Here is a 12,726-nt window from a genome sequence, read left to right on the forward strand (position 1 = left end):
GTATTCAAACAATTATCAATTTTTAAATCATTTTATCATGGCACATAATATCAATTTCAACGAGAAAACAGGCAAGTATTCATTTTTCAGTGTTCAGCAAAAAGCGTGGCACGGTTTGGGGCAGATTGTTTCAGAGTACCCGACAAGCGAGCAGGCAATCAAACACGCAGGATTAGACTATGAGGTTGCTAAAAGCCCGCTATACACAAAAGGTTCGGGCATTATACAAACTTCTGACAGTATTGAGATAGGCAACAGCGAATTGGAAGTACCCAACTATTTTGCTAACATCCGTACCGATAACAATGCAGTATTGGGCGTTGTGGGTAAAGATTATCACATCGTACAGAACCGTGAAGCCTTCAATTTTTTCGATGCCATTGTAGGGGGTGGCGAGGGAATTCTCTATGAAACCGCAGGGGCATTAGGCAATGGAGAACGCATATTTATCACAGCCAAACTGCCCGATTATATCCGTGTAGGCAATGGTGATGATGTAACCGAGCGTTACATTTTCCTTACCACTTCGCACGATGGCAGTGGAAGTATCACAGCTGCATTTACACCTATCCGAATTGTCTGTCAAAACACCCTTAATGCTTCACTACGTTCTATGACCAATGTAGTGCGTATCAAACATACTTCGGGGGCAAAACAGCGTATCGAGAATGCCCACAAGATTATGGGATTGGCAAACACACTCAGTAGTCAATTAGAAGGCATTTTTAATGAATGGGCAAAGGTAAAGGTAACAGACCGAGAGATAAGAAAGCTTATTGAATTGGCTCTATGCCCGAACAAGGAAACCCTTGACCTAATCCGAAAAGGTGCGGAAGATGAAATTTCTACTGTGTTCAAAAATACCGTTGATGATGCTTTTTCCTATGCGATGATAAGCGAAACACAGCAGATGGAGACCACAAAAGGTACTTTGTTTGGTGCATACAACGCTGTGACTGGCTACTATCAGAATGTACGCAGTTACAAAAATAATGAAGCCAAACTACAGAGTATTGTATTAGGGGGTACGGCACAGTTAAAGTCCCAAAAGGCTTTTGAACTATGTACCTCATTTGCAACGGACGGTGCTGAAATCCTGCATCTTAATTAAAATAGCCAAAAGGCTACTACCTTAAATGGTGGTAGCCTATAAAAACAACAGCTATGAATATAGGAATTATAACATACAAAAATTACGAGGAACGCCTACTGTTAAATTGGAATTTCAACTTATTAGAACTGTTCAGTATTATATTGAATGACAAAGATTTTGTACGCTTTGAAATTTTTGACAGAAACAATAATCTATTACTGTCTACACACTATCCCCATGTAGAGCAAAAGGGAGTATATATCAAGGTGGTCAAAGTAGAAAAAGAAAAAGAAATTACGGGAATTACCTATGATGCATTCAGAACACCATCAACTATCCGCAGGATAAAGGTGCGTTGGAACGTAAACGGTGCAAAGTTCAGAATCAAGAAAAGAGCCCTTGAATATGTCTATTGGGAAAACAGAAAGGCAGGATTAAAAATTGAGTCATTCGTTGACCGCAGATAGTCTTAAAAAAATGATTAAACAACACTTTAAAATCTTACAAGGATGAACACAAATTTTTTCAATCAGATAGCACAGTTGAATTTTACAGGTAATCTACAACTGACAATAGCAAAGGGGACAGAAAATAAAATTATAGTATCGATAATGCTCCAAAATGATGGGTGCGCAGATACTGCAAAGAATATCATACCGCCCCTTAATCTTCGAGGAACAGCCGAAGAACTTGACAACGGTTTTTTTGAGAAGATAACCACGCCTATACAGACTGCATCAGGCTTGATGGTAGATATGGAAGGCTTTATGAAGCAAGTGGAAGAAGCCAAAAAGCAATCCGCAATGGAGAAAGAAAAACAAGACAGGCATAAGAAAGAACAGGAAACCAAAGACAAGAAGTTTAAGGACGCAATGGCAAAGGCGGACGAACTTGAAAAAGAAGGCAGATTCCGTGAAGCATGGATGAAAGTTCCCGAGATGGCAGAGTTTCCCGACAAGGCTGATGAGATACGCAGACGTAAAACAGCATTGTCTGACAAGTTTTCTGCACCGAGCCTTTTCGGGGGAATGGAAGAAGCAAAACCCGAACCGTCTATAGAGGGACTGTATCCCGATTACTCAGCAAAGGAAACAGAACAGGAAATGGAATTGGAAAACGAGAACCAGCAGGAGTATTAACACCAAAATCAGAAACTATGTTATTAGCAACGCAATTAGAACGAGTGTTTATAATCAGAGACAAAGGACAGGACATCAGACTGACAGACCCCGAACCACGTTGGAACTTGGAAGCCGTAATGAATTTTTACGCCAGTACGTACCCGATTTTGACAACGGCAAAAGTATCTGCACCGCAGATAAAAGACGATGCCATAGAGTACAAATTTGAAAGTGTAATGGGTACGAAAGGTTAAACAAAAAATAGTAAAACGATGAATTATGCAACACAACATCATATCGGGAGTTATCAGACTGCCCAAGCAGAAACGACAACAGCAGTTGCACCGACAGCTCAGCGGGTTCGCCAATTGGATACAGAGACCCAAAGATGCAAACGAGGTGCGCAAAGACAAACAGAAATCCGTGCCGACAGCCATGTTGCCAATGGTTTTCTAAAGTGTAGTTTTCTGCCCAAACTGAAAATGGAGCAATCTGTACAGGCTTGTAAGAAAACGGCAAAAACACAGAGAGATTTTTACAAGTCCCTTTGCAAACTTGCAAAGCATTACAATATTGAACCAATGCAGACACAGCTTTACAGTTATCCCTATAATTTGGCTTTGGCGATGTGGGATATGAAAACCAAATTAAAACGTACCCATACCAATTGGGATGGTTTTAAATTGGTCCAGGACAGCAGAAAAACCTTCTTTATAAGTGAGGAGCGATACAATACAAGAACCACCTTGTATTATATTCCCATAGTTCCGCTCTTTAAAATGCTCCACGACCCAAAGCGGAAAAAGACAGCACAGTTACTTATTTCGGTTTGCAGTTATCTGTACCATATAGCCGATATTCCGTATTACAGGCAAGAAAATACCTATTTGTACGGGATGTATGAAATGATGGAAGACTGGTTAGAACAAGACGATGAAACGGACGAAACCGAAAGTTGTAAAAGTGAGTTAAGGCAAGCCGAACAGGTTGGCGATAAGATAGAACAGAAACTATTCAACCGTATCAATTTACTGCTTTTTGAACAGCGTTTAAACAACTTCAAAAGCCCTGATGCCTTTGACCAGAACTGCAGGGAAATGGCGTGCAATGCCTTTGCGCTTTTTACGGAATATCCCACAGCAGGCATTTTTCGAAATGCACCCATTTCTGAAGAAGATCCCGATAATGATGACTTTGATAATGAAACCATCGGAATGGAAAAGTACATCTCCTTTATTGCCGATACAAAAGGCTGGCTCTACGAAAGCATTTCCGAGAGTATCAACAATGAATTTAATGAGTACGGAGCAATGGAAGAACCCGTCATTAGCAAATCCTTTGATGGAAGTGAAATAACAGCAGGAAGCCTTGATTTTGAGAACCGCCTCTTTGCACTATTGAACGATTTATGCGGTTTACTATATGAATATAAAATTGAATCAAAATGAACAATATAAACGATATAACCGAGAATTTCGGAACATTATACATCCCGAAATCCGCATTGGTCTTTTATGAAACCAAAGGAATGCAAAGCGATATGTATGTAGAGCATTTTGATATGGACAAATACGGAAATCCGATAAATGCACACCCACTAACGGTAAAGGAAGCCAGTGTATTAGCCAAGGCTTTACATACAGATAAAGAAAAAAGCAAGGCTTTTTTAAAGCCAAAGGGAATCTTACCAACAAGCATTCTGCATATCAACCCGAGCGAAAAAGGCACGGTGATTTGGTACACCAAATCTCAGCAAAGGCAGATGTATTTTATCAATGGTTTGGGCATTCCTAACGGCAAGGCTCAAGTACCGCCAATGGTCTGGTCTGCCAATAAAAACAGCCTTTCTGTTTTTGCTTTGCTTAGCGAGAGAAGACCCACAGAAAAAACGCCATTGTATTATGCCCCTTTTTTCAATATCTATGAAAACGGCAGTGTATGTATGGGAACGGTAAATGTTGATATTGAAAATTCGGCTTCAGTAGAGGAATTTATCTGCGCTTGGGAAAGTTATTTTTTTAACAGCTATTTCAGTCATTTATTAGGAAACTACAATCCGATGAAAGGAAATTGTGTAAACCTATGGAAAGACCTAATTGATGCAGATAAATACTTTCCGAAAGAAGTATTAAAACCCAATAATAACACACTTAAAAATCTACTGAGATGAACACCGAAAAAACAAAAGTCCATTTTATGGACAACTATTTGATTAATCCCACCAATCCGATTTGCGTAAACCTTATCGGAGCAGGCGGTACAGGCTCAAAAGTATTGACCGCCCTAATGGAAATGAACCACAGCTTAATTGAACTCGGACACGCAGGTCTGCAAGTCCGCCTTTGGGATGATGATAGTATCACGAGTGCCAATTTAGGCAGACAGCGTTTTGCGCAGAGCGAAACAGGATTGTACAAATCCGTTTCTTTAATCAATCGCGCAAACCGATGGTCAGGGACAAATTGGAAAGCCGAAACGGTAAAATTTGAAAAGGACAAATTTGGCAGACTGCCCGAAAATGCAAAGGCAATTATTACTATTACTTGTGTGGACAACGTGCAGGCAAGGTTTGGGGTGGCTGAAATTCTGAAAGATATCAGCACCTGCAGAAATTACAGCGATACGCCAAAGTATTGGCTTGACTTTGGTAACAGCCAGCACACAGGGCAGGTACTTCTTTCTACTGTAACAGAGATAAAGCAACCCAGTTCAGAGAAATACCAAACGGTGGCAAGCCTGCCAATGGTGACCGATGAATTTGCAGAACTGCTCCAACAGTCCGAAGAACAGGACTATACGCCAAGCTGTAGTTTGTCCGAAGCATTGGAAAAACAGGACTTGTTCATTAACTCCTCTTTGGCGCAGATGGGATGCTCATTGCTTTGGGGTTTGTTTCGCAACGGAATGACCCAGTACAGGGGCTTTTTTCTTAACCTCAAGGATTTTCGCTCACAGCCCATAAAAATAGCCTGAAAACCAATTTTCGGCGGCAAAAAGACAGACCCTTCCGATGGTCGGGACAGTCTTTTTGCATAAAATAGGGACATCCACATTGGTAAAATGTACATTTCCGTAGTCCTTCTATTGACATTTTACCAAAGCGGTTGTGTGTGTTTTGTTAGGGACACACATCCCTAAAAATACATTTTTGACTTCTTTTCTTTCCACATTAGCGGTCAAAGAAAAGAAGCAAAAGAAGACCGCAATTTAGGACAGCTTTTATAAATTGTTGCCACTATTTAATCGGTACTGTTTTCCAAACAGAAAAGCCTTTAAAAAGATGTTCAATGTTTTCAAACTCAATAAATGAGATCAGTTCATTTTTACACTTTCCTTTAAATCCCCTTAAACACTGAAAATCCTTGAGTGGGATAACAGCAAGTTCTCCTATGGTACTGATCCCTAAAGACTCGATTATATTATACATTCTCTTACTAAAAGGAAAGTGGCTGTCATACAGCAATTTATTCAGGTCAGTGTCAGGTGTAATTCTTCTTTTTTTAATCCGCCCTGTCTCATATTCAAAATCATGTTTTAGCTGCTCTAATTTTTCCTTATAGAAATCTATATCAGCAAGTACCTCAGTAACACTTTTCACTTTTTCAAATGTTCTTTCGTACATCCTGCGGACGCTCTCGCCATTGATCCCGTAATTATCTCCTACTTCGGTAAGAGTCTTTTTTTCTATCAAAAGCTTTTGGAGTATATCATGTTCCTTTTCAGAAAGTACTTTTTTGGATATTTCGATATAAAATCTATTAGTGCGGTCTATCAGCGGGTTAGTTAACATTATTGGTAAGATTATAATTAAGTGCCGTCACAATTACATGTAGTGCCGAACATTATATTTACAAAGAGTAATTCTGTATTAGTGCAAATTACTGTTTTCTGCTAAATAGCTTACGGCAGTTTGACTTATTGTCTCACTAAAATAATATTCCCCTTGATGAAGTTTGATTACAGCTGTTTTAAGTTTTTCAGCAGCGGATCCTTTAAGTACATATCCCTTGACCCCCAGACTAAGCATTTCCCTTATACTTCTCTTATTGTCAAGACTGCTGAAGACCAATATCTTGATTCCGGGGTATCTCTCTGCCAATTCCTTAGCAGTCTGGTAGCCATCCATAACAGGCATGTTAATATCCAAAATACAAATGTCCGGCAGTACCTCCAGCATCTGCAGACTCTCTATAGCCAGCTGACCATTGGCAGCTTCAAGCACCACTTTAAAATTACTGTACTGTAAAAAATTTTGAAGGGATACCCTAAGCCCTGAATGGTCCTCAATTATACTAATAGTAATCTGTTTTTCTTTTTCCATTATTCCTTTTTAATGTTGAACAAATTATAGAAAATAATGACTGATAATTTGTCATTATAAGACGTTGATCCTGTAGTAGTGATTAAAAACTTTATTAATACCTCATAGCAAAAAATAAAAGAGCACTACAAATTACCTGCCGATAACGCAAATATGTCCCTTAAGTTTAAGTGGCATGAGTACCATTATAAAAAACATGGCGCAGACCACTACACTTTCCGGAACTGAGGTACTGGTATACCCGACCACGAATAAGCGAGCGCCCACGCCAATGGCATGAGCGTCCTTACTTATTTGTCTCGCAGTCTTTAAAAATTACCAGTTTTCAGTTACCGAGTCCTAAGCAAAAACACTATAAGAGTTTTTCTATATTTTGGGCAAATATAGTAACGTTTGTCCAGTAATCCAATGTTTATATTTCCGAACACCAGAACAGACTGCAAATAAAACAACCCGGAGATCGGATCCGGACTGTGCTTAAAATATGAAATTTTACTGCTGGCATAAACCAGCACGTTACTGCTAATCGCTGCTGTTAAATTCAAAACTCAACTGTTTTTCATTTCCAAAATTATCCGAAATCCATACTTCAAAGGATTGGGAAACGGTAGAGTTTGAAGTATAATACAACCTGAATTGCCCTGCTGGTATCCCATATAAATCATTGGGCTGGTAAGGTGGTTCATTGTAATACTGCAACGTACCCTGACCGTCAAATTGAAAGTAGCGAATGAAATACTCCGTATTAATAAAATTACCTGTCCGCTCAATTGTTAACCTTATTTCTACGGTATTTCCATTTACAATTTCTTTAGGTACTGGCATCACCTTTACCTCAAAAGGGAAGTCATTCTGTATTTCCAGTTCGTCCTTATTACAGGACAAAAATATAACAGTGCTTATCAGGACTGCAAGCCATAGCGGCAGTAATCCTATTCTGAACTTATTAAAAAATGCTGTCATCGTTTTTGTTTTAAAAATTAAACCTTAATCCCACACCTGCCGATGGTCGGAATTGTTCCAGATCCGTACCCCATAGGACTTTTGTTCTGCCTTGAAGGATTATCACTAATTGGTCAGACAGGTAGGTTTCAATAGTCAAACGCCCACCAGCTCCGTATATGAAATTATCCTCGCTTAGTATTTTAGCCCCATCATATAATAAATCACCGCCTCGGTTGATACTTTCGTAGCCTGCTATACCTGTTATAGCTGCATTAAGGGTAACGTTCTTGAGGGCATCACCAAGGAGGAACAAACTATAACCACCCTCAGCGGTGTAGGTTTCCTGAGGTATGCGGAGGTCTTTATAGTCGTAGTATTGGTGCGTATATTCCAATGCCAAAATCTGATAATTGCCGTTTTTTACGTTAACGGTCATTCCAATATTGATGAAGTAATCATTGCCGATTTTATCATCGGACAAAATTCCGACATTTACCTCCAGTCCTTTTTGTTTAGGCAGCATTCTTTGTGCCTTTGCCATTGTGATGCTTATCAAAACGAGTATCACGGTATAGATATATTTTTTCATTTTATATTTTTGTTTATATGGATTACTAAAACTTCAGATGCATATCATTAATCAGTCGTGCTCTTATCAAATCCGAATTTTCCACCTGAAGTACCTGATGCCTGCCGCCGTTTTTCTCAAAAATTTCGATCTGCAGTACCTTGTCATCGGCAATGGTAAACTGGTCTAAAAGGAATACATTTTGCTCCGTTGATTTTCCGCTAATTGCGTCTAATGGCTTGTAAATGCGTAACGGTATCATCGGGCGTTCCTGCACTACGGTACGCTTTGCTACCTTTTTATCGACAACTTTGAAATTGATAAAGTCGATCTGAAACGGCACATTAGTGCGGTTTCCGAGTTCCGTATGAAAGTAGTATTTACCGTTGTGGATGTAAATTCCTTTCAGTATAAATTGGATCCCAAAGCTTTTAGCCCCAATATGCTTTACGATACGCTTGTCGTTTTTGTAAATGGTTTCCAAAAGCAAACCCGCCAATGACGGAGAATTGCTGCCCAATTCTTCAAAAAGCACATCGTTTCCGTTGGCTTTATCCAACGTTTTCTGCATGGTTAGCAGGTCATAACTTATTGCTTCCGGGAAGGAACTGTAATGCACATTGAAGCTGTAAAACCGTCCGTCATTGGTAATGACCGAAAAGTTCGTTTCGGGTTCAAATTCCCTTACCGATGCTTTTACACGCAATACGTTTTCTGCATCATCCGCTTTTCCGGCAATCAGGTACTCACTACCCAAGTCTACATAGCGGATGGCAGTCGGGAAAATCAAATGTGAAGTTTTATCATAGGTAACTTCCATTTTATAAGGTTCTATCTTGCCCAATGCAAGCGGAGTTTTAGATTTTGCACTATCCTGCGCAAAAGAGTTTACGGTCAGGCCAATGGTCAGGGCTAATGTCCCTAAGTTTTTAAAAAGATTTTTCATTGTTTTATTTATTTGAATTCAACATTATTGCTTGGAAACAAGGTAGACCTGATGTCCTGCCTTTAGCGTAACTTTTGGTGTGCGAACCTTTTTGGCGAAATAACCTGAAATACCCTGTACCACACCACGGCTTAGATCAGCGGCAACCTGCTGTCCGGCAGATTGGGTAAGCATCAGGCTTGTTCCTGACTGCTGGCTCATATTGCCGGCCATTTCTGTAAGGGCATTCATTTCAGGAGAGTACGGAACATGCAAGCCCTGCTGTCCGTCCAGATCGTAAATGGTAATCTCAACGGGAATGATATTGCCATCCAATTCAACAGAGGTTACTTTTAGCTGTAAACGACCATTTTGGTATTTAGCATTTGCTGTCACAATAGTCCCTTTTGGAATAGTATGGCTGGGCGTTTGGGCAGTTTCAAGCAGACGTAATCGAACTCCTGTCTCGCCAATAACTGTTTGCGTTTCGTCTACGCAGGCTTTTATACTGTTTTTGGGCTGTACCAATTGCTGGGTAGAACCTGCTTTATAAAATCCTCTGTTTCTTGTTTCGCTCCAATTGGCTAAAAAAGTACTGTCTGAAGGCTCACGGTATAAGGCCGATACAATATTTTTTTTGGCTGAAGTGAACGATACAAAATCTTCTTTTTGCGTGGAGATCTTTGGAGATGCAGCTGCATCCTTTGCAGGCACAACTTCCGGTGAATTGGCACCTGTCGGAAGATACTTCGCCGCCATCTGATAGGACTTTTCCATCAATTCCAATTGGTCGTCTACGGTTGCTGTTTTAGGCATATCCTTTTCTGCCAGCTGTTCTTTCAAATCGTCCAATTGCCTGCGGAGTTCCATCGTTTCACGATTGTCATCCTGATAAAAAGAACCTAATGCAGCTTGTGCGCTCCGGTAGCTGTTAACTGTCGGATTGCTGTCTTCACCAGATTTTTTGCTATCATAGTTCTCCTTCTCATCAATCGACTGATCTGTTGTATCTTCTGTGCTATCGGTATTCCAATAATCAGAAAGTGTTGTCATTACACTGCGTTTTTCAGCTTCCTTCTGTTCCAGCATTTCCTGTTCATAAGCCTTTTGCTTATCTGCCTGCATTCCAGCTTCGGTAGCCTCGGGAACCGCATCGTTAATACCGATGTTCTCAATTTCCTTCTTGTCATCTGACGGTTTAAAGATGAGGTACATACAACCAACGAAAACAATACCCATCAAGCAAAATATTAATGGCTTTTTCAATTTATCGGCTTTATTCTGCGTACTGTCTTGCAGTACCTCAGCGGTTGCCGCCGGGTTTCCTTCCGTAACCCGAACAACCGTCTTTTTGTTATCATTTTCTTTCATAAATCCTATTTTTTAAAATTGTTGATAATGTGACCTGCAAGACTGCAGGAATTTCTTTCTTTTTCAGGACAGGGTTTTCAATATGCCCAATGACCACCATATTGTTATCTGGCTTTCCGACATCATACCATACTTTAAATAGTACTCCTGCTGTGAGAATTAGGTAAGCGGCGAAAAAGTACATCATGTATTTATGCTGTATCCTAATGGGCAATGCCCGCCATCGTTCATCCAGCCTATGAAACCAATTGTCCATATTTACTCTTAATTTTTTCATACTTCTCATTTTTTAAGCTGTTACATTCTAAATCCTCTTTTTTGGGAAGAAAGCTGTTCATTAAGTTTTTCGGACACTTGGTCAATAGCTTCTTCCAGTGTAGGAACTAACCTCATTGTAAGATTTGTCAGTTCAGATTTTTTCAGTGAATGTCCGTACTGGTCGGTTCTTTCAATATTCATTTTTTCTACATCGAAAAGACCGTCTTCATGCTTTACCCACATATAACACTCAACCTTTGGCTTATCCTCACCATTCCATTGCAGGTAAGTTTTCAGCATAAGGATGTTGTGTAGCCTTGGTTTATCCATTCCTTTATCACAAGCTTCCAAAAACCTGCTGATGCTGTCTTTTATTTTGTCTCCATAGGCGGCTTGTGTTTGGAAGTAGCCATCGTAACCCTTATCGACTAGGGCTTTTGTGAATGTGTCTAAATCGAGTAATCGTTTCATAATCTTGATTTTTAGCGTTCGATGATCTCTATATCCTTGTTTTCTAGTACTGCAAACTTTTCAATATTAAAACCTTGCGGATTGTTGTCTGAACGAACGGAGTTTACGAGATAACAGGAACTAATAAGGCTGCGTTTTGTCACATTGCTCGAACGAATGATAAACTGTTTGGCATAGGTACGGGCGGTGTAGGGATAGGTCTCGAAGTTGCAGGACACACTATCTATTTCGATGCGCTGCTGCACATTACCCGATATAATACGGTTGTAATACCCTTTTTCCGAAAGGTCCTTATAATAATCAAAGGCACTTTTATCAGCAAGATTGAAAGCCCTTTTCATATTGCTCTCAATGGCATTTTTGTCGGGGGCGAGCGTAAAAAACAGTTCGTGAAAACGTCTGACGTGTTCCCGTGCTTCTACCGGACGGTTGATCGATGCATCCTGTGCGAGTGCCAGCATGAGTGATTTGCCATTGTCCAATACATAGATTTTCTGCCGTTGCTGTTCTGCAAAACGGTAGGAATGCCATACGGCATATCCTGCGACACCTGCACAGAGCACGGCAAACACAATGGCATACAAGCGTATCTGGCTGAAACTATTTTCGATATTTCTTAGCGTTTTAAATTCCATTTTCTTCTGTGATTAATTATTTTTGTTTGTTTATCAGCCTGCCACCGATATTTCCTACTGCGGAACCCGTTCCGGCTCCGGCAATATTTCCGCTTTTCATCGCCGTTTGGTTAACATTACGGGCAAAGTTGTTTGCTCCTCCTGCCTGAATAATCCAGCCTGTTACCGTCGGAATGGTGAAGTAGCCCACAATACCAATAATCATAAAGATTATATAAACGGTGTTTGAAGTATCAGGGATGAATGTCGGATCGGCAAGCATTTCAATGTCCCTCTCAATAATCAGGGATTGTATTTTAGCTAGCATCGAGCTGAACAAATCTGCTACCGGAAGCCATAAATACACACTAACGTATCGGGAAAGCCACTGCGTGAGTGTGGACTGAAATCCATCCCAGACTGATATGGCAAAGGCTATCGGACCGAGTATGGAAAGGACAATCAGAAAAAAGGTTCGAATAGTGTCAATGACAAGTGCCGCGGCCTGAAAGAGTATTTCCAGCAGATTGCGAAACCATTCCTTTATGGCTTTCTCTATCTTATAAGCTTCTCTGTCCATATACATTCCTGCCATTGTACCTACATCGGCGGGTGACCACCCCAATTCATCGAGTTTTTTGTCAAACTCTTCATTCGACACCATATAGGCAGTTTCCGGATTACGGATCATTGCTTCGTGGTCGAGCTGGTCTTTTTTTGACTGTAACTCGTTCAGGTCAAGTACCTGGTCTTCGAGGATGGAGTGAGTTCCTGTAACCACAGGGCTTAAAACTGAATTGATACTTCCCAATACCATTGTCGGGAAAAACATAATACACAGTCCCAAGGCAAACGGACGCAGGAGCGGAAACACATCGATTGGTTCGGCCCTGCTGAGAGCCTGCCAAACCTTTAGTGCCACATAGAATAAAGCACCCAGCCCGGCAAGGCCTTTGGCCACTGCCGCCATATCGGCGGACAGCGGGAGCATATCATCATACAAGGAGCGAAGGACATGGTGAAGGTTATTAAATTCCAT

General features: G+C 40.5%; 17 protein-coding genes. 7 read left to right on the forward strand and 10 right to left on the reverse strand.

Annotated elements, in window-relative coordinates; genetic code table 11:
- The first annotated feature begins 37 nt into the window (after positions 1-37).
- From ACHRVL_RS15035 to ACHRVL_RS15065, 7 genes are read left to right on the forward strand one after another with little or no spacing between them, the layout of a single operon-like run.
- On the forward strand, positions 38-1,111 hold the full coding sequence (locus ACHRVL_RS15035; protein WP_149207301.1) for a DUF932 domain-containing protein: 1,074 nt from the start codon (positions 38-40) through the stop codon (positions 1,109-1,111).
- A gap of 53 nt (positions 1,112-1,164) precedes the next feature.
- A complete protein-coding gene (locus ACHRVL_RS15040; RefSeq protein WP_149207302.1) occupies positions 1,165-1,560 on the forward strand; it encodes a hypothetical protein in 396 nt (131 codons plus the stop codon).
- Positions 1,561-1,602: 42 nt separating this feature from the next.
- Positions 1,603-2,232 (forward strand): PRTRC system protein E, encoded by a 630-nt coding sequence (locus ACHRVL_RS15045; RefSeq protein WP_395414062.1) that lies wholly within the window; start codon positions 1,603-1,605, stop codon positions 2,230-2,232.
- Positions 2,233-2,249: 17 nt separating this feature from the next.
- A complete protein-coding gene (locus ACHRVL_RS15050) occupies positions 2,250-2,468 on the forward strand; it encodes a PRTRC system protein C (protein ID WP_149207304.1) in 219 nt (72 codons plus the stop codon).
- Positions 2,469-2,486: 18 nt separating this feature from the next.
- Positions 2,487-3,662 (forward strand): hypothetical protein, encoded by a 1,176-nt coding sequence (locus tag ACHRVL_RS15055; protein ID WP_149207305.1) that lies wholly within the window; start codon positions 2,487-2,489, stop codon positions 3,660-3,662.
- Positions 3,659-4,384, forward strand: coding sequence for a PRTRC system protein B (locus tag ACHRVL_RS15060; RefSeq protein ID WP_149207306.1), 726 nt, complete (start codon positions 3,659-3,661; stop codon positions 4,382-4,384). Before ACHRVL_RS15055 ends, ACHRVL_RS15060 begins: the two co-directional genes overlap by 4 nt.
- Entirely contained in the window at positions 4,381-5,187 is an 807-nt protein-coding gene (locus tag ACHRVL_RS15065) for a PRTRC system ThiF family protein (protein WP_149207307.1), read from the forward strand. Before ACHRVL_RS15060 ends, ACHRVL_RS15065 begins: the two co-directional genes overlap by 4 nt.
- A 262-nt stretch (positions 5,188-5,449) precedes the next feature.
- Here ACHRVL_RS15065 and ACHRVL_RS15070 read toward each other — a convergent pair whose 3' ends face one another.
- The 10 genes from ACHRVL_RS15070 to traJ all read right to left on the reverse strand — a co-directional run bounded on the left by ACHRVL_RS15070 (position 5,450) and on the right by traJ (position 12,726).
- The gene (locus tag ACHRVL_RS15070) at positions 5,450-6,004 is read right to left on the reverse strand and encodes a sigma factor-like helix-turn-helix DNA-binding protein (protein WP_395414066.1); all 555 of its coding nucleotides are present in this window, start codon (positions 6,002-6,004) and stop codon (positions 5,450-5,452) included.
- Between the two features lie 78 nt (positions 6,005-6,082).
- The gene (locus ACHRVL_RS15075; protein WP_068840755.1) at positions 6,083-6,535 is read right to left on the reverse strand and encodes a response regulator transcription factor; all 453 of its coding nucleotides are present in this window, start codon (positions 6,533-6,535) and stop codon (positions 6,083-6,085) included.
- 522 nt (positions 6,536-7,057) lie between these two features.
- Positions 7,058-7,498: a DUF3872 domain-containing protein gene (locus ACHRVL_RS15080; protein WP_395414068.1), complete on the reverse strand. Its 441-nt coding sequence runs from the start codon at positions 7,496-7,498 to the stop codon at positions 7,058-7,060.
- Between the two features lie 10 nt (positions 7,499-7,508).
- The gene (locus tag ACHRVL_RS15085; protein WP_395414070.1) at positions 7,509-8,069 is read right to left on the reverse strand and encodes a conjugal transfer protein TraO; all 561 of its coding nucleotides are present in this window, start codon (positions 8,067-8,069) and stop codon (positions 7,509-7,511) included.
- Between the two features lie 25 nt (positions 8,070-8,094).
- Positions 8,095-8,994, reverse strand: coding sequence for a conjugative transposon protein TraN (traN, locus tag ACHRVL_RS15090; protein ID WP_395414072.1), 900 nt, complete (start codon positions 8,992-8,994; stop codon positions 8,095-8,097).
- Between the two features lie 24 nt (positions 8,995-9,018).
- The gene (traM, locus tag ACHRVL_RS15095; RefSeq protein WP_395414073.1) at positions 9,019-10,344 is read right to left on the reverse strand and encodes a conjugative transposon protein TraM; all 1,326 of its coding nucleotides are present in this window, start codon (positions 10,342-10,344) and stop codon (positions 9,019-9,021) included.
- Positions 10,331-10,621 (reverse strand): nitrogen regulatory IIA protein, encoded by a 291-nt coding sequence (locus tag ACHRVL_RS15100; protein ID WP_395414076.1) that lies wholly within the window; start codon positions 10,619-10,621, stop codon positions 10,331-10,333. Before ACHRVL_RS15100 ends, traM begins: the two co-directional genes overlap by 14 nt.
- A 20-nt stretch (positions 10,622-10,641) precedes the next feature.
- The gene (locus tag ACHRVL_RS15105) at positions 10,642-11,073 is read right to left on the reverse strand and encodes a hypothetical protein (RefSeq protein WP_395414078.1); all 432 of its coding nucleotides are present in this window, start codon (positions 11,071-11,073) and stop codon (positions 10,642-10,644) included.
- Positions 11,074-11,084: 11 nt separating this feature from the next.
- Positions 11,085-11,708: a conjugative transposon protein TraK gene (gene traK / locus ACHRVL_RS15110; protein ID WP_068840762.1), complete on the reverse strand. Its 624-nt coding sequence runs from the start codon at positions 11,706-11,708 to the stop codon at positions 11,085-11,087.
- 16 nt (positions 11,709-11,724) lie between these two features.
- Complete coding sequence (gene traJ / locus ACHRVL_RS15115) at positions 11,725-12,726, reverse strand: conjugative transposon protein TraJ (RefSeq protein WP_395414079.1); 1,002 nt, start codon at positions 12,724-12,726, stop codon at positions 11,725-11,727.

The organism is Flavobacterium sp. FlaQc-28 (genome assembly GCF_044007415.1).
Classification (GTDB): domain Bacteria; phylum Bacteroidota; class Bacteroidia; order Flavobacteriales; family Flavobacteriaceae; genus Flavobacterium.